Consider the following 18,284-nt stretch of genomic DNA (forward strand, 5'->3'; position numbering starts at 1 on the left):
TGATAGTAGAATGAGGAATTTTAAAGAGCAGCGATATTTATTCTCTGTTATACTCTCCAACCTTGTACCCACGCAGTGCCGCAGAGTCCGATGTATGGGCAACGCGGACAACTCTTGCTAAGATCAACAGGCGGCGTAAAAGGAATCGCAGCGTTGTTTATCTCTTTGAGTAAAAGCTCAATGAACTGTTTAATTTGCTCAAAGTAGATCACACGTTCCTCCGCGTCTTCCATAAAAGCTACTTCGCAATCCTTGCTGAGCCGGTTTTTTCCGAGATACAGATACGCGGGAACGATTTCTTCTACCGCAGTTTTCGTGTGAACACTGTACAACAACAGATACATAGGCAGCTGCAGAGATGTCACTGCTTCGTTCCAGTTTTCCCGTTTATCAATAGTAAGAGCAAGCTTTCCGATATGAATCGGCGGTTTGGTTGGTTTCGGTCCAGTCTTATAATCGAGAATGATAATCTTATTACCGCGTTGCTCAATGCGGTCAAGACGCCCTTCAAACTTTGTTCCTAAAGCATGAATGGAAATTCTTTCCTCAAGTCCCTGAAGAATTATTTCGCTCTCCTCTGCCATCGGCTGCTGGTATTCTTTTAGCAATGTTTCCAATTGCCGCTGAATCTGCCGCTTCAATAAATATGCCGCTCCCGCCGGCTCTGCTCCGAATTTCTGCGCGAATAATTCATCTATCAATTGCTTCATACGCCCGGGGAGCAGATCGCGTGTTTCTAATTTCCTTCCGATGCATGGCGCAAAGAATGTATTCAGCACCTCATGGACAAACTTGCCGATTTCCTGACCATCAATATCCTCCGAAGCTTCCTCTTTTTCCTGCAAGCGCATAATGTGCTGGTAGTAAAACTTTATCGGACATTGCAGATACGTATCTAACGAGCTCGCACTGTACGTAAACCCATGTATCAGTGCGAGTACATCAGCCGATTTTGGAATTGACGGAACGGCTTCATTGGCAAGTTGCACTTGATACCGCACGGTCTGAACGTAATCATCATAGGAATATGAACCATCGCGCTTTTGACGCTCCCACAGCAATTGCTCAACGAATCGGCTCTTATCGCTCTCACCGGATTCCGAATAAAAGAGATGCACGCGTTTTGCTCCGCGTACAAGCAGGTGAAAATAATACTCGCTTAATTTATCCCGATCATGCCGTGTTTCCAATCCTAATTTTTCTCGTAACTGCTGCGGTAACAGCATATCGCTGCCGATGCCGCCTGGCAGAACGTCATCGTTTACATTTAAAAAATATACATCATCAAAGTGCAGACTGCGCGTTTCTAATAAACCGAGCACCTGCAAACCCCGAAGCGGTGTACCGGAGAACGGAACATTTTGAAGAGCTACATAATGCTGAAGGAAGTTGAAATACCCTGAGGCGTCGCGCAACGACGCATTGCCGATAAACGATTGTTCCAGGTGCAGTAATACTTTCAAGAGTGCTTCTGCATAAGGGCGGAACAACGGATGCATGCGTGCAGTGCTTTGCTCGTAGATGTACGTGAGGACTTCAATAACATTGCGCGCGAACTCTTTGACGGATGTGAAATGTTCAAGTGCGTGGATGGTGCAAGAATGTATCGTGTGAAGATGTTCTTTCAATTGCTCAGGTGTAATTTTGTCGCTGGATTCTGAAATTGCAAAAGCAACATTCGTAAAGATTTCATCCGATTGCTCTATCTCTTCCAGCGTCAGCAGAATTTTAGATTGATCTTTCGTCAGCATTGATTCAATTGCATGGAAAAGCATACGCGTGACATCTGTGCGCTGCTCCAAGCGGATGTTTTTCGTGTACGGATGCAGAATATATTTTATATACTGTACTGCCGAGTATCGTTCGCCTTGTTTCGTGCACACTAATTCCATGAGGTTGTTCAGAAAACCATAGATCGGTGTACGTGCCATTGGATATTCAAGCGCAATATTGTATTGTTCTTGCGGCATCAGCGAAAGCGTTTGATGGACAACAGGAAAGAGCGCATCTGCAGTAGGCAGAACAATCACCGAATGTTCATCCAGCGCCCCAGATTTCGCTAACTGTTCTTTGATGATCGCTGAAAGTGCAAAGACCTGTCCGTGTATGTCGGACGATTTGTAAAAATGAATTTCCGGTTCTGGTGTCCCTTCCTCAATCTTATCCGTTTGATACACGAACAGTGTGTTCGAACGCTTTTCTAAATTATCAAAAATGATCTGCTCGGCATGGGTCAGCTTGAATAATCCAGCTACAACAATCTGTGTGTAACCATTGAGATCCAATTCGCTGATATGCCCGGCAACTTCCACGTAACGAACCGCACGCGTTGTAAAACCTTTTTCTGCAGCAAGTGTGTAAAACTTTGTATAGTACTCTGCAAGTGAGAAGAGCCGGTTGTACGTGAACGCCGACAATACATCTTTCATTTTTCGTTCGGGAACCTGTGCTAGCCGGAGTTCCTCCAATTCACCAAACAATTTCAATCCAATCGGAATAAATGCATCGAGCGATGTAAAGTAATCGCCGCCCAATCGTTCCCTCAAGTCAGTATGCACAAGGTGAAGCAAAGCGACCGCGTCGATCGGCTCTAAATCATGCACAGGCTCCGGATTGAGATGCTGATACAGCGAAAGAATAAACTCATCCACGGAAAATATTTTGGGGGGAATGATGCTGCCTCCAACACGATGAGCAAGCTCTTTACGCAAGAAATGCGCGGGACGTTTTCCGGGGAAAACAACTGCGACATTTGAGAAGTCTCTTCCATACGCTTCCAGATGGGAGGCAACGGTTTTAATAAGATGCTCGGTTGGACCAAGGACAATGCGTTCGCTCATACAACCACCCGCAATTTCTTTCTGTCCACAAAAGCCAGGATGCCATGAATGGTGTAACGAGTGCCAGGAAACAACTTCGCATGTTTTGAACCCCCTGTTTCATCTCCCCCTAAGAGGGGGAGAGATAATATTCCTTCCCCTTTTAGGGGAAGGTTAGGATGGGGTTCCGTGCTAATATTAGAATCTTCAGAAGTAACACCATTAAAATAATTATCGAGGATATCCACATATCCCATCACTTGATCGGTATATCCTTCTTTATCATCTCCCGTTTTAAAATCGAGAACTGTCACCGTGTCCTTATCGACGATAATCCGATCCATGCGGAAGAGCCGTCCATCCGGATGAACAAATTCTTGCTCATTCATTATTCTTCTGCCTTCAACGTGAACAAAGAACGGCGCAATTTCCGGCGAACGCAGAAATTCAAGTATTGACGATTTGATGCGCTCCTCATCGGCGGGCTGCATCCAGCTTCCCGCAGTATTCTTTATCGATGATGAGATGATCATCTCAACGTCCACACCTGCGTACTCTACATGCGACAATACATCGTGAATAGCGTCACCGCGGCGGCGTTCATAGAGCGCCAGTTTCTCCGATGAAATATTGCTTACAGATACTCGCACCGACGAATGATGGAGCGGCACAACCAGCTCGATTGCTTGCTTCTGTTTTTCTACTTCCGGCTTTGTCGATGATTCGTAGCCAGAAAATGGCAGAAATTTTGATGGTTCATCGGCGTATTCTGTTTTTACGCTGATCACGTACATTTCTTCTTTTGCCCGCGTAAAAGCAACATACAATTTATTAAGATCATCGACCGCTCGTTCGAAACGGTGTTGATTGTATAATTCCTGAAGTGTGTCATCAAACGCGGCGTTCTTTTGAGTAATATGCACTAACCGGACACCGTCTGTATCTTCTTCGACAAATAAATTTTCGGATCGCAGTTTGGAATCTACCAGTAAAACGACGACAACGCGATTGTCCAATCCTTTCGCTTTGTGGATTGTCATCACCGAAACGGCATCTTCGCCGCGGGGCACTGCGATATTCCAATCCGTATCATCCGATTCATCATCGGCAAAGGCGAGGAAATCTTTGAGATTATTCTGTCCCGTCTCTTCAAAATTTCTCATCACATCCAAGAGCTTTGCAAGTGCGCCTTCTTCTTCGGGCGCAATCTCGAACAAACGGAATTGTTTATAGATTTCTGACAGAAGATCGTACATCGGCAAGTAACCAACGACTGTGAAGAGTTCATCAAAGTACCGTCTCCAGACATCGGCATAACGCAGGCGGAACGATGCATACAGCGGCGCTGGATGTTCCGCTCTACGCGCCTGAAGAAGGAACGAATGAAGTTCCCCTTGAGTCAACTTCACATTATCAGCAGCAAGTGCGCGATGAAAAGTACCGCTCAGTAAGACGGTTGCAAATGAAAGATCATCAATTGGTGAATCGAGGAAGCGAAGAAGCGCAATGATATCACCGGTGATTGCACGCCCGCGAATGTCGAGACTGCTGTGCGAAATAAACGGAATATGTGCTCCATTAAGCCATCCGCTGATCGCAATGACATGTTCGTTTTTCGGAGTCAGGATTGTGATATCGCCATGCCGGTAACCACGCGTGTGACAATCGTGAATAATTTCTAATATTTTCGCGTGCTCCTGTTCTTGATCTTCGTCTTTTTCAAACGAAACAACCTCAACGTATCCCTTCTTCTTATTCTTTTCTTCTACCTCTTGTTTGAACGTTGACAACCCGCTGGCATGCGGTGCGTCGCCTTCTATTGTAGAAGGTACGATGGAATGAAAAACTGTTTTGTTGAAATCGAGAATTCGTTCGAAGCTGCGGTAATTTGTTTCTAATTCCCGTACTTCCGGCGGCGCTGAGGGAAAGACGTTGTTTGTCATAACGTTTTTCATAATGCGCCAATCGGCATGACGGAATGCGTAAATGGATTGTTTGGTATCTCCAACGACAAACAGACTTCCCTGCTTTGACAGCGCTTCGGCAAACAACGGCTTTATTGCTTCCCACTGCACCGGCGCAGTGTCCTGAAATTCATCGATGAGATAATGGAAAATGGCATCGCCCAAATAAAAATATATTTGCGGCACAATTTCTTCCGAGATATAATGCAGAAGCGTACGATTGATATCGGAAAGATTCACCTGACCGTTGCGCCGCATAATCTGTTCGATAGTACCCCGAAACAACTTATGTGCTTCGACGTACGGAAGATAATAGTGATATGCCTGCTGCACAACATACTCTGCAGCAAGCGAGCTGAACTTCTCATGCAGCGGCGCAAAACGCGTATTCCACTTTTCCGTTTTTTCTTTTTCAATCTTCGATTTGCCGGCTTTCACCGGTTTATGAATGCTTTTCAATTCTATCAGCTTGTCCACTTCTCCGGCTTGAGCGACAGCAGCGGCATTTTCATAATTCTTCGTTATCTCCAAACCGGAGTCTCGTACAAGTGTATGGAGTTGATGAAACGTATCAAGAATTTCCTTGCGCAGTATAGTCACCTGTCTGCTGTTTTCAGAAGATGGTAAAACCTCTTTCGATTGTGCGCTGAGCGTATTATACAGATTGCGGACTTCATCGGAGAGTTTTTGAAATGGATTCCAAATATATCGTGAGGAAGTATTCTGGCTATCAAGAAGAATATCTGTCAACCTTTCGAGTAATTGCTGCTTTGACGGATCAGTTGCGAGTTCGCGGGCAAATTGTTCAAAAGCCGCATCAAGTATTGTGCGGCTATTAAGGACAATTTCAAGAGTCGGCGAAAAACCAAATTCCAATGCCGAAGCGCGAAACACTCGCGCCATAAAGCTGTCGATCGTTTGCACCTGAAACGCAGAATAGTCCTGCAATATCGTTTCAATCAATTCACCGCACCGAGTGCGAAGGTTCGCTTCATCCATTGAAACAAGAGGGCATAATTGATCAAGAATATTTTTATTACCGTGGTATGCTTTCTTTAGATATTCCAGAACGCGCTGGCGCATTTCAGCAGCGGCATTTTTGGTAAACGTCATTGCCAGCACATTGTTCAACCGATTGTGAGGCACCTTCGGAGATAACAAAAGCTGCAGAATTTTCAATGTGAGCGTGTGCGTTTTACCCGATCCTGCAGACGCAGAAACGATAGTAAAATTAGGAAATTGAAGTTCGGTATCGTTTAAAAGAATGGAAGCCACTGTTTAATTTATTTCTTCTTCATTCGCTGTTTCTAATCGTTCAGGCTGGATGCCGAAGGGACACCATCTTGTTGATTTCAACAAAATGGTCTACAACTTTTGTTATTAACCATTTTCCCGATATCGGCAAAATGGTCTGCAACTGTTCACCGGCATCCTCTTTTACTTCTTCACCTCATACACTCTCAGCACTTCATCGCCGTAATGGTTAATCACCTTCACGGCAATCTTGCCGGTCTTTGGCGGATCAAAAGGACGACTTGTTGTCGAGTACAGCGCTGACCATACTGACTCGTCAATTTCTGCACGGAGAGCGCGTTTCAATTTATCGTACGGCTCTTCGGCACCGGTAAAATACGCGTGTCTTACAAAAAAGCTTTCGCCATTGTAGTTTGTATCTATAAACCAGCAAGCAATATCGTCTGTGCTGCTTGAACGTATTTCTCCTGTGGTGGGATCGTACACATCAAGCCCTCTGATGGTAACGGTGATCTTTCCATCTTTCTGTTTCTTCACATCCAAATCCGGCTCGCCGAAGACCATAAAGAGATTTCCCGCTCCAGTTTTTTTGAGCAGTTCATCGCCCATTGCAAGATCGGGATTCATACGCGCTGTCAGCACATTGAGTTTACCGTAGCGTTTAGCTTCTTCGCTCACGTGCGGATCAAATGCAAACCCGCAAACGATAAGCAGGTCGTTGCCCGCTCCTTCCACCGCTTCTTTTGCTGCTTCCTTAACCATATCAGGACCGACGGTGCCATGTTCCGGACCAATCGATACAGCGACACGTTTGCTTTTTCCATTCTCCGTGTATTCACCTTTGGCATGCACCCAAACTCCTGCAAACGATTCAAGCCGGTCAAACTTCAGCCGCTCATTCTTAAATGTATTTTGTACGCCGGATTTTCTGAGGTTATCAAGTATCATAGTTGTGAAGTCTTGCTGATGCTTCGCTTCCTTCTTAGTTACCGTGCCATCAAGATTTTCATCTGCAGGAGAGAGAACGCGATGTGGCGAGAGACTTTCTACGGTGAACGGGCCGGCAACGCGGATGCGCTTGTTGTCTTCATAGGGCTGATCGTATAGCAACTCGGTATCGGCGCGTTTGGCAATAGACTCATCGATTTCTTTTTGACGAGCACGACGGAAATTCCACCGTTGCTCCAGTAAGGACACAGCATGCTGTGTCCTTACGAGGTTGGCTGGAAGCTCCCTTGGGATTTCCCACTCCTCCCATTTCTGTTTGAGCGCTTTGTTCAACTCTGTGCGTATTGGCTCCATTTTTTCCTGCCACTTGGAATGAATCGTATCGATCTCTTCGTTGTTGGCAATGGATTTGAGCGTAATATGTGGAACGCGTTTGTAAACGAACCCCTTTTTAATGTCATTCTGAAGGAGCGTAGCGACTGAAGAATCCTTCTTTTCGGTATCTGGATTCTTCGCTTCGCTCAGAATGACACGACCAACAATTTCCATTTCTTTTCGTTTTCCCTCGGAAGAATCGCCGAGCAAATAATACGGATACTTTGCCGACATAATACGCGTGCGTGCAAGAGCAAGAGCGACGCGCGATGTATCGATGGTGATCCAGCGCCTGCCCCATTGCTCGGCAACATATGCCGTTGTACCGCTGCCGCACGTAGGATCCAGCACAAGATCACCAGGGTCGGTCGTCATGAGGAGACAACGTTGAATAACCTTTGGTGCTGTTTGAACCACATATTTCTTAGGATCTTTTGTGAGTTCAAACGTTCCTTGCATAGTATCGTCCCATATCGAATTGAATTTAACATGCCGATTATCTGTTTCATACCGTTTTCCGCAGAGACGTTCATTAACGACGATAACCCTATTGCTTGCTATTAGCCTTTCAATACCATCAATGTATTTAAGATTACCCGGCAGAGAATATTTACCATTTCTAAAAGATGGAGTGTTTTGTGTTTCTTCGGCTTTTCTAACATTTGTAATATCAGCATCTTTGAAAAGAATGGCTCCTTCTGGGATTGGTGATTCTCCTCTCTTTTCGCTTGCTCTAATAGATCGTTCTTCGAGTTCGCGTAGTTCGAGCCATCCAAACGTTCCAATTCGTTCAAAATAATCTCTCTCCCTTTGAAGGGATCGGTATTTACATTGCTTCTTGTCTTTCGCGTACCAAATAGCATAATCATAAACACACGCGATCAAATTAGTTGGTTGACTTGTAGCTGTCCTAAAAGCAATTTGACTACAATAATTCTCGCTACCAAAAACCTCGTCTAATACCGATCTAACTAAATGAACATTCTCCTCTCCAATTTGGATAAAGAGACTGCCACTCTCAGTCAACAAGTCACGACATACAGTAAACCGATCTCGCAAATAAGCAAGGTATGAATGAATCCCCAGTTGCCATGTATCTCGAAATGCCTTCACCTGTTCAGGTTGCCGAGTTAGGTCTTCTGCTCGATCACTGAGCTTGTTCTTTCGCGTGGAGACTTGCCAGTTGGAGCCGAACTTAATGCCGTACGGCGGGTCGAAGTAAATGCTTTGCACTTTCCCTTTGAGCCGTTCTTTTTCCGCCAGCGAGGTCATCACCAACAGCGAATCGCCGAGTATGGCGCGGTTGGTCCAGTTCTGTTCATGCTGGTAGAAGTCGATCATCTCCTCGAACTTGATCCCGTTAAAATCTCCAAAGAGTCCGATCTGGTCTTCGGGAATATCTTTTTGCGATTGAGCTCTTAAATCTTCGATAATCGCCTGAGGGTGTATTTTTTCCTGTATGTAAATCGGCACAACGGGCACTTCGAGCGGTTTGGAGTCCTGTTCGTCTTTTCCTTTCCACACAAGCTGCGGATCGAGCGAAGGATCGCGCGGGTAAAGAACTTTCTTCGGCGTTATCTCATCCTCAGCAACAAATCCCCGCAATTCTTCCGTGGGGATATTCACGCGCTTGTCATTATGCTTTACGTGTGCAACGGGAATTGTCGCACGGTCTTTGAGCTTCGGATATTTCACCGTCGGTTTTTTGGTCGGTTTAGTTTTTTTTGCCATAACACTTGACTCTTTCAAACAGAACTGTATATTACAACTAATCCAATTTGCTTGGAGGTGGATAGCGTAAGCTATCGAGGCGATGCGAAAGCGTCGCCTTTTTTGTTTTATGGAAGAACTTTAATTCCATACCCTTCGATACTACCCGCTTTACTTCTGTAGTATTTTGAGTGAACGAGGATTTCTGCAATCTTATCCCCAAATATTTCACGGTCATCGACTATTTTTTTATGCTGCAATAACGCGTACCTCTGGCTTGGGTGCGCTATAAGGTCTGCAACTTGTAATCCTGCTATATTATTCGCTTTTGGTTTTACTTTAAGTTGTCTGCTTGTCAAACTATTTGCAAAACGATCTGCGCCAACAAAATCTGTTCCTTCAATATAGAGTTTCTCAAATGATCGTTTCAGACGCATGTCTTCTTTACCGCCTCTTGATTCCGCCATCGCATCCCCTTTTGCGTTTTCACCTTCTAAGAAGTGGATATACCGTTCAAGTGTTACTGCGAGACAGTAATGATACGGATCATATCGCCATACTTTATAGAGATCCCGTTGCATTTTTTTATCGATGACAACTGTCAACGTAACAAATTCCAGTGTATTGAAAAATGCCAGGAGTTGCTCATTGAATTGCTTTTCGGTTTCTTTATTTCGCAGCGCTTCAAACGGAGGGGCTTTATTAACGAGTTCTTTTCTGTGAAAAACAACTGGTTCATCCGGATGATATGAAAAATAAGTTTTCTTTATTTTCTCAAGTTCCGGAACCGCAACTGAGGCAGCATATTCAAGTCTCATAATGATTCCAGTAAGTCCAAGAAAACGATACCGAGGATCGTCGGCGTGTTCAAGATCTGGATTGCCGGATTCATCAATGTAAAGACGGTATTTCATTGTTTATTAATCATCGCATTTCTTTTTGAGGTTCCATATTGGAACCTCAAAGAATTCCACTTATTTGAAGTCACAAATTGTGACTTCAAATCTTACAAATTACGCGCAACTCTTTTTGCGCATCCCATGGGTCCAGAATTTCCACAAACGCCCATCTTCCAAACTCTCCGTAATTATTCACTGCTGGAATCCAGAGCGATCTTGCTGTTGAGACTTTCGTTTCTTTGTCTGTGTCTTTCTCTCCGGTTACTTCGATGATCAGGTTTAATACATCATCGCTTCCTTTACCGTCATCAATATGCACAATAAAATCAGGGATATAGTTATGTTCCTGTCCGCCGGAAGTATAAGGAATGGTGAAACCGAGATTATGGTTTTTCACATAGCACACAACTTCTTCCATATCTTCAAGAGTCTGCGCCATTTTTGCTTCCCATCCGCTGTGGAGAACAACATCGCTGATGTGACATTTGTTTTCATGAGTCCGGTACGTTGAGCGCGTTGTGTCGAAATCTACATAGCGTGTCGAGCCAATCGTGTCGTACGGTTGAAGAATCGGCATGAGCCGCTTGGACCCTTGATCGCCGTTCACAATAGCGTGATATATTTTTTGCGCGGCCTGATTTTCATTTTCAATGAAAATCAACAACTGCGGGAAGGCATTGTCCTTGCAGACAACATATTTTGTAAGCCACTCTTTTGTAATGACAAGCAGTTGAGGAAACAACCATGGTTTACTATTGTTCTCAGCATCTTTGAAAAATCGCTCCAAAACAAGCTTTGATAGACGAAACACAACTTCTTGCTCGCGATGTTGTTTTAATTCGTCGAGTGTATGAATACTTTTTTCGCCGACAATAGGCGCATTCTCCGTCGAGGTCGGAATATCAGCCGTGGAAAGTATCATTGTTGAATCATCGGTAAAGTGTGCCTGAAGCTTTTCTGCCGGAAGCTCGTACCTGTAACCCGTTAATCGAGGAAAAGTAATTTCACAAACGAGGCGATCTTCGAGAGCATGAACTCGCGTTGGTGTTGGTCCGGGTTTCGGATCTACTGCCGAGCCGGCAGAGGGTATGAAAGAAAATGGCACTCCATAGACTTCTGCATATTCCGGCTGGAACATTCCTTGGTCATCGGGCGTATAACTTTTTCGGCGTAATCCGCGCCCTACAACCTGCTCGCATAAGAGTTGCGTACCAAAAGCACGAACGCCTAAAATATGTGTGACTGTATTTGCGTCCCAACCTTCCGTAAGCATAGAAACACTAATAACGCACTTGATCTGTTCGCCTAACTTACCGGACTTACCGACCGTGTTCATCACTTCACGCAGGATATCTTCGTCTGTGAGATTCTCTGCATCACGTCCGGGGAAACGAGTGTGATATTCTGCCTTGAATTCTTCGATTTCGTTGGCTGCAATTTTCTTGAATTCATCACTCATTGCTTCACCCGATTCAAGTTGTGCGCTGTCAACAAGAATCGTGTTGGGACGCGCACTCCACCTGCCATGGTCTTCGTTGCTGAAAAGCGTAAGTTTACCGGGCACTGCTATCTTTGATCCATCTTTCAGTTCTTTCTCCCATCCTGCAACGTAATCATACACTAACTTTGAGACGTTGGTATTATTGCAGACCACGATAAACACGGGCGGAGTTGATCCTTGCGCACGAGCTTCCATGTTCTGTTCCCACTTTCTATAATATTTTTCATAATTCAAATAAAGACTTTGGAGTGCTCCTTCCAATTCGGCAGGAAGATTTGGTTCTCCGGTGAGCGTATCTGTTCCTCGTCCTTTTTTCGGAAGGTTTTCGCGAATACGCAGCCATAAATCTCGATACATCGGCTGATCTCCGACCATTGCATTATCTGAAATGGGTACTCGCGGTACTTTTACGATCCCTGATTCAATCGCATCGATCAATGAGAAATCGGAAATAACCCAAGGGAATAGTGTTCCTTCAGAGTAACCTGAACCACGGAGAAAGAACGGCGTTGCAGAAAGATCATAGACGACCTTCACCCCGAGCTTTGCCTTGACCGCTTCGATACCCGAAATCCAAATGCGAGCTTCCTCTTCGCGCTTTTCTGCCTCTTTCCGTTCATCACCTTTGAGCGCTTCCTCTTCTCCGTCTGTTTTGCGGCGATAACAATGGTGCGCTTCATCATTAATGACAATGATATTCTTTTTACTTCCAAGCTCACGACACACTCTCCGCACCATCTGGTCAGGAGTTTCAGTAAATGCACTTGTATCTCCCTTATTCAAAATATCTTTTGTAAGTTTTCCTGCTGCAATTTTCTCACGGAACTTGAATGCATGAAAGTTTGTGACAATGATCTTTGCTTTGCCAAGCTCGTCAAGCATATCGGACGGAATGATGTCCATTGTTCGATAATAATTCAGCGGATCGCTTGGAAGGAGAACGCGAAGCCGATCTTTGATAGTAATGCCGGGAGTAATAATCAAAAATGTATCTGTGAAGAGCGGATCTTGAGAATTCGCAATTTTGTTCAAGGTTTGCCATGCAATCAACATCGCCATGACAACGGTTTTTCCGGATCCGGTTGCCATCTTGACAGCCATGCGATAAAGAAGCGGATTTGCTTCGGCATTCGTCGTCCGCAAAAGATTTTCTATCCACGTGTCGCCGTACTTGTTTGCGACTTCTGTGATATAGATTGCAGTTTCAACAGCTTCAATCTGACAGAAAAAAAGTTTTTTACTTCTATCTTCTCTTTGCCAATATTCTAGCAACCGGCGTGATACTTTTGTTATTCCTTGATATCCACCGTTCCTCCATTTACCAACTTTCTCTCGAATTCGATTGATCTCATCATTAGCTTTAATACGATCTTGCGTCCATTCCGTATCGAAGGCAAGCTGGTTTTTCCCCTTCTTGCGTGGCTGGGCTATAGGAATGAAATAGGAACTCTTGCGGCGCTCTTCAATAATTTCGTTTGTGATACCTTCGTCAGTGAATCGAAAGTGTCGTTTTGGTTCGGAGTAAGGTGAATTTATTATGGGGTTTTCGATTACGACGCTAGGCATATCGTTTAGGCTTATTCGTTAAGAAAGTTTCCAAGTAGGTTTGGCACTAATTCCCTATCAGCATACTCACAAAATGTAGCCAATAAGTTCGTGTGTTGCAACGATAATAGAAATTGAAGGAAAAAGAAGAAATGAGAAATTCATTGTCTTTGCAGACCAAGTATTTCCAACATAATACAGAATAACAAAAAAGCCAGACTCATAATAAATCTGGCTTTTCGCATTCTGTTTAGAATTTTATTTTATACTCAGTAGAGACGTTCAATTTTTACCCGCCGGTTGTGTGGCGGGGAACGTCTCTACATTAATCCTCGTTTTTTCAACAACGGCTCGATGGTGGGCTGTTTGCCGCGGAATTTTACATAGAGCGTCATCGGATCGTCAGAACCACCGCGCTCAAGAATATTTTTCATAAACGATTGCGCAGTAGCCTGATCGAATATCCCCTTTTCCTTGAACGCTTCGAAGGCATCTGAATCCAGTACCTCTGCCCAGATATAACTATAATAGCCGGCTGCATAACCGCCAATGATATGAGAAAAATATGTACTGCGGTACCGAGATACGATCTCCGGCATCAATCCAATCTTTCCCAGCGATTGATTTTCAAATGTAATGGCATCCACAGTCTCGGTACTCGTTAACGTATGCCAGTCCATGTCGAGGAATGAAGCCGCGAGATACTCTACTGTAGCGAAACCCTGATTGAACTTTGAGCTCTTGGTGATTTTGTCAACCAATGCTTGCGGAATGACTTCACCGGTTTTATAATGGAACGCGTACGTGTGAAGTACTTCCGGTTCAAATGCCCAATGTTCCATAATTTGAGATGGGAGTTCCTCGAAATCCCGAGCAATAGGAAGCTCCGGATATGTCACATTTGAAAGCAGGCTCTGCAGCGCATGACCGAATTCATGGAACATAGTTTCAACTTCATCCACGCTTAAGAGCGCGGGCTGATCGCTTGTGGGCCGAGTGAAATTCCCAACATTAAAGACCAGCGGTGTGATTTTCTTTCCGTCAACATATTTTTGACTACGGAATTCACCGCACCATGCGCCCGCTCGTTTGCCGGAACGTGGGAAATAATCCGTATACAGAATACCGACATGCGATCCGTCGTTTCGTTTCACTTCAAAGACTGTTACCTCATCAAGGTACTTCGGAATATCTTTCCGTTCACTGAATTGCACTCCATAGAGTTTGCTTGCGACATCAAATACACCTTTTCGAACATTTTCCATTTGGAAATAGGGGCGCAGTTCATTCTCATCAAGATCATATCGTTCCTTCCGAACCTTTTCAGCATAATACCACCAATCCCATGATGCCAGTTTGAAATTGCCGCCTTCTTTATCGATGACTGCCTGCATATCGTCCCGTTCTCTTTTGGCAACCTTCACAGCAGGATCCCACAACTTGTTAAGCAGCTCATAGACCGCCTGTGGTGTTTTTGCCATATTGATTTCCAACCGGAAATCGGCAAAGGTTTTGTACCCGAGCAGATTCGCACGCTCGACACGCAGAGATGCAATACGAGAGATGATTTTTTTATTGTCATACTCGTTGTTATTATCTCCCCGATTGATATATCCTTTGTAGAGCTTTTCACGCAGACTCCGATTCTTTGCATAGGTGAGGAATGGCAGCATACTTGGTTTCTGTGTCGTAAAAATCCATGTGCCTTCCAACTTCGATTCTTTACCAAGAGCTGCGGCTGCATCGATTGAACTTTGCGGCAAGCCATCCAAATCCTCTTTCCTCTCAAGAACCATTTTGAAGTTGTTGGTTTCTTTGAGAACATTGTCGTTGAACTTCAGCGACAGCATGGAAAGTTCTTCATTGATTTTCCTAAAACGTTCCTTTTGTTCTGGTGAAAGATTCGCACCGCCGCGGACAAATCCCTTATACGTGTTTTCCAGTAACCGCATCTGTTCCGTGTTCAATCTGAATTTCTCTTTCTGATCGTACACTGCTTTTATACGTAGAAAGAGTTTCTGGTTCATGTTAATATCATCACTGTGTTTCGATTCCAATGGAGTTACTTCGACAGCAATCTTTTGAAGATCGTCATTATTATTAGCACCACGGATTGCAAAGAAAACATTGTCGACTTTTTCCAGTAATGCTCCTGTCCGTGCAAATGCCTCGATGGTATTCTCAAAGTTCGGTATCTGTGGATTATTCACAATTGCATCGATCTCCTTCAACTCCTGTTCCATACCTGCACGAAAAGCGGGCATATAATGCTCGATCTTGATGAGATCGAATGGGGGAGTTTGAAATGGTGTTATATATTCCACAAAGAACGGATTAATACTAGTCATTTCTTTTTCCTGCGACTGTAATAGAGCAAAGAGGAAAAAACAGTAGGTGAGTGAGATGATCAATATTTTCATAGCTAATAATCCTTTTGAAAATGAGAAATTTCAATATTCTTCAATTCTAATATCGGCATTCATTCTGAAGAATGCACCTTCCTTATAAAAATTTGTCTTTCCTCCAGCAACTTTCTTTCTCTTTGTGCATCTTCTATATAGAGCGATGAAAATCGACTTCTAGGAACATCAACTTTTGCGGTACGGAAAGAATTGCGTGGTGAGAACAGAGACCGAACTGATTCAACTATTGCGCCAAGATGACAGGCAGGCATTTACTGTTTTGTATGAACACCATAAAGCTGCTATTTATCGCTATTGTCTTCGCATGCTTATTGATTCCGACGCGGCAGATGATGCGACACAGGAAACGTTTATCAAGATGCTTGCTGGGATAAAAGGGCTGCAAAATGTGGAATCGTTTCTGTCTTGGCTTTTCAGTATCGCTCGCAACGAAGTGATGATGCAATTACGGCGAAATCGCCGCAATGGTATTCATAGCGATGAGGATGTCTGGGATAAACAAACTCCCTACGAAATAACGGTCGCCGCTGAAACCACGGAAATTGTTCAGCGCCTTCTTCAGAATTTGAAAAGTGAATACCGTGAAGTAATTTTACTGAGGGAATATGAACAACTTACGTATACGCAAATTGCAGAGATTACCGATGATACAGAAAGTTCTGTGAAGTCGCGATTGTTCAAAGCGCGCAAAGCGTTAACAAAGAGGTTGAAAGAATATTATCAATGAATAATATTGTCATTCCCGAATGTTGTAATCGGCCTGCCTGCGTGCCGAAGGCACTTCGGCAGGCAGGGAATCTTGATCAAAGCAAAGACAGATTCCTATGAAAGACATGTGGGAATGACATGAAGAATTTAACGAGGTGCAATATGAATTGCGAACAGTATCAGGAACAAATCAGTCAATTTATAGACGGCGAGTTATTGCCGACAGCAGAGACTGAACTTTTTGTGCATTTTGGCGTGTGCGAGCAGTGCCGCACATTTCTTAAGAATGCTCTCTCACTGAGGAATATATTAACGCTGACACGACAGATTGATGTGCCGGCTTCGTTAGATCAGCGAGTACTTGCGCAGCATGCTTCAAGTACGAAGAAAACGGTACATCAAAACTTTGTATGGCGTTTTACAGAAGCTAAGTATTCCTTCCGTACCATCGGATTGGCAATTATTTTTTCTGCCTTAACAAGTGTTTTATTTTCTTTATTCTGGCATACATCGTACCAACCGCAGCAAACCATCGTCTGTCTTACTCCTCTTCCGGAAGTGGAAGTAACCGGCTACGTGGTTGTTGCAACATCACCCACGAAAGGAATCAAACAATGAAAAAGCATTCATACTTACTCGCATGCCTGATAGCAATTTCAGGGCTCATGTATCCTGCACACGCACAAGATAAAAAGCTCCCATCGCCCGACAAGGAAATTCCGTATGATAAAGAACCAGCTTTGGTAAACAAGGTGAACCCTGTCTATCCGGCAAGCATGCTGCGCGGCGGCTGGGAAGCAACCGTGTACATGAAAGCATTTATAGATGTTGACGGCAGTGTTCTCGACGCGAAAAGTGAAAAGATACTGGTGACCGCCACAAAGTCAGATGATAAAGATGACGAGTCCGCCGGACAAAAAACAGATGGAAAAGCATTTGTAGAAGCAGCATACAATGCGCTTAAGCAATGGAAATTTTCACCGGCACAAATGCAGGGGAAACCGGTCGCTGTCTGGGTAACGATCCCTATTCGATTCAGGTTGAGTACAAAAGAAATAAAACCGGGAGAAGAAGCTGATCACGCGAAAATGGAAAAGAGCATCGAATCGATTAAGACGACTATTGAAAACATTCTCAAGGGAACGGAAATTGAAAAAGCCAGGAAGCGCGTAGGAAAGGAAGCATTGCTGATCTATAACACTAAAACGGAGAACCTTTATAGCGTATTGAACGGAGAACATAACGATATTCACTTCACCGAGGGGAAAGAAGCGAAATGCGTAAATTTCAATATCAAAATCACCGATGGAGGTAACTCGGCGTTGATTGTGTGGACGTCGGAACTTCCAAAAGGGAAAAACAAGAGAATCCATTCCATCGTACTCTCAAAAAACGCCGCGAAGGACTGGCAGATCATCCATTGGCATGTTAGCTGGTAGGGGCAAGTACAAACAATGCAGTCAGTCCCGTCGCAATATAGTTGCGACGGGATTCCTGACAGCATTAAGTTATGTTTGGAAATTTTATTTATGTACTTCTCATTTCACCTGCCGGTGAAGATCGACGGAGTGTACAATCGATTCCGCAATTTCGATGCCAATACCAAGGCTCAAGCCTAACCACAATCCATCGAGAAAATTTTTCTGGAAAGTTGCGGAAGGCATGGTGGCTACCTTCATCAGCAGGTCCACAACCAATGTCAGGAGCACAAAAATAGCACCATAGACAATACCGACGACAATAAATTTCCATTGTCTGAAATATGCAAGCTTCCGTTCAAATAGAAAAGCTAGTACCACAACAGAAAGATTGACGCCAAAGGACCAGATAGCGGCATCCAATACAGGAAACCAGAATGATGCGATAACAAAAATCACTGCTCCGGTTGATACCGCAGCAGTGATGGTATTGGAAAGTCCGCGCACATGGTAGAAGGCAAAAATAAACGACGCGCTGAAGCCATAGATAATATAGTACGCAAATCCGGGGGATGCTGGAACAAAAATATCTCCACCGTAAATCATAAGCCCAGCAATCATACTTCCGGCAAAACCAAGAAACGTAATTAAAAGTAACCTCCACATTTCCCCAAGCCATTGTTTCATAGGATTCTCCTTCTCTTGAAATATGAATAGCCG

10 protein-coding genes are annotated in these 18,284 nt (G+C 44.2%); 3 read left to right on the top strand and 7 right to left on the bottom strand.

Annotation, left to right across the window (positions count from 1 at the left end; all coding sequences use genetic code 11):
* Positions 1–47 precede the first annotated feature (47 nt).
* The 6 genes from NTX44_06245 to NTX44_06270 all read right to left on the bottom strand — a co-directional run bounded on the left by NTX44_06245 (position 48) and on the right by NTX44_06270 (position 15,363).
* The gene (locus NTX44_06245; GenBank protein MCX6121202.1) at positions 48–2,840 is read right to left on the bottom strand and encodes a PD-(D/E)XK nuclease family protein; all 2,793 of its coding nucleotides are present in this window, start codon (positions 2,838–2,840) and stop codon (positions 48–50) included.
* Complete coding sequence (locus tag NTX44_06250; protein ID MCX6121203.1) at positions 2,837–6,058, bottom strand: UvrD-helicase domain-containing protein; 3,222 nt, start codon at positions 6,056–6,058, stop codon at positions 2,837–2,839. The genes NTX44_06245 and NTX44_06250 overlap by 4 nt, the downstream gene beginning before the upstream one ends.
* Before the next feature lie 162 nt (positions 6,059–6,220).
* Positions 6,221–9,091: a site-specific DNA-methyltransferase gene (locus NTX44_06255; GenBank protein ID MCX6121204.1), complete on the bottom strand. Its 2,871-nt coding sequence runs from the start codon at positions 9,089–9,091 to the stop codon at positions 6,221–6,223.
* Between the two features lie 107 nt (positions 9,092–9,198).
* Positions 9,199–9,984, bottom strand: coding sequence for a DUF3800 domain-containing protein (locus NTX44_06260; protein MCX6121205.1), 786 nt, complete (start codon positions 9,982–9,984; stop codon positions 9,199–9,201).
* Positions 9,985–10,069: 85 nt separating this feature from the next.
* Entirely contained in the window at positions 10,070–13,036 is a 2,967-nt protein-coding gene (locus NTX44_06265) for a DEAD/DEAH box helicase family protein (GenBank protein ID MCX6121206.1), read from the bottom strand.
* Positions 13,037–13,335: 299 nt separating this feature from the next.
* Positions 13,336–15,363: a M3 family metallopeptidase gene (locus NTX44_06270; GenBank protein ID MCX6121207.1), complete on the bottom strand. Its 2,028-nt coding sequence runs from the start codon at positions 15,361–15,363 to the stop codon at positions 13,336–13,338.
* Positions 15,364–15,634: 271 nt separating this feature from the next.
* Between NTX44_06270 and NTX44_06275 the strand changes: the two genes are divergently transcribed.
* From NTX44_06275 to NTX44_06285, 3 genes are all read left to right on the top strand, one after another.
* Positions 15,635–16,165, top strand: a complete 531-nt coding sequence (locus NTX44_06275; protein ID MCX6121208.1) for an RNA polymerase sigma factor — start codon at positions 15,635–15,637, stop codon at positions 16,163–16,165.
* A 143-nt stretch (positions 16,166–16,308) separates the two neighbouring features.
* Positions 16,309–16,764: a zf-HC2 domain-containing protein gene (locus NTX44_06280; GenBank protein MCX6121209.1), complete on the top strand. Its 456-nt coding sequence runs from the start codon at positions 16,309–16,311 to the stop codon at positions 16,762–16,764.
* The gene (locus tag NTX44_06285) at positions 16,761–17,585 is read left to right on the top strand and encodes an energy transducer TonB (protein ID MCX6121210.1); all 825 of its coding nucleotides are present in this window, start codon (positions 16,761–16,763) and stop codon (positions 17,583–17,585) included. The genes NTX44_06280 and NTX44_06285 overlap by 4 nt, the downstream gene beginning before the upstream one ends.
* Positions 17,586–17,684: 99 nt before the next feature.
* Here NTX44_06285 and NTX44_06290 read toward each other — a convergent pair whose 3' ends face one another.
* Complete coding sequence (locus NTX44_06290) at positions 17,685–18,251, bottom strand: hypothetical protein (GenBank protein MCX6121211.1); 567 nt, start codon at positions 18,249–18,251, stop codon at positions 17,685–17,687.
* Positions 18,252–18,284: the final 33 nt, after the last annotated feature.

Source organism: Ignavibacteriales bacterium (assembly GCA_026390575.1).
In the GTDB taxonomy this organism is placed as follows: domain Bacteria; phylum Bacteroidota; class Ignavibacteria; order UBA10030; family UBA10030; genus Fen-1298.

What these genes read in the sequence shown, in the direction of transcription:
- NTX44_06245 (MCX6121202.1), bottom strand. Translation starts at nt 2,840, where the DNA reads ATGAGCGAACGCATTGTCCTTGGTCCAACCGAGCATCTTATTAAAACC.
- NTX44_06255 (MCX6121204.1), bottom strand. Translation starts at nt 9,091, where the DNA reads ATGGCAAAAAAAACTAAACCGACCAAAAAACCGACGGTGAAATATCCG.
- NTX44_06260 (MCX6121205.1), bottom strand. Translation starts at nt 9,984, where the DNA reads ATGAAATACCGTCTTTACATTGATGAATCCGGCAATCCAGATCTTGAA.
- NTX44_06265 (MCX6121206.1), bottom strand. Translation starts at nt 13,036, where the DNA reads ATGCCTAGCGTCGTAATCGAAAACCCCATAATAAATTCACCTTACTCC.
- NTX44_06270 (MCX6121207.1), bottom strand. Translation starts at nt 15,363, where the DNA reads ATGACTAGTATTAATCCGTTCTTTGTGGAATATATAACACCATTTCAA.
- NTX44_06280 (MCX6121209.1), top strand. Translation starts at nt 16,309, where the DNA reads ATGAATTGCGAACAGTATCAGGAACAAATCAGTCAATTTATAGACGGC.
- NTX44_06285 (MCX6121210.1), top strand. Translation starts at nt 16,761, where the DNA reads ATGAAAAAGCATTCATACTTACTCGCATGCCTGATAGCAATTTCAGGG.
- NTX44_06290 (MCX6121211.1), bottom strand. Translation starts at nt 18,251, where the DNA reads ATGAAACAATGGCTTGGGGAAATGTGGAGGTTACTTTTAATTACGTTT.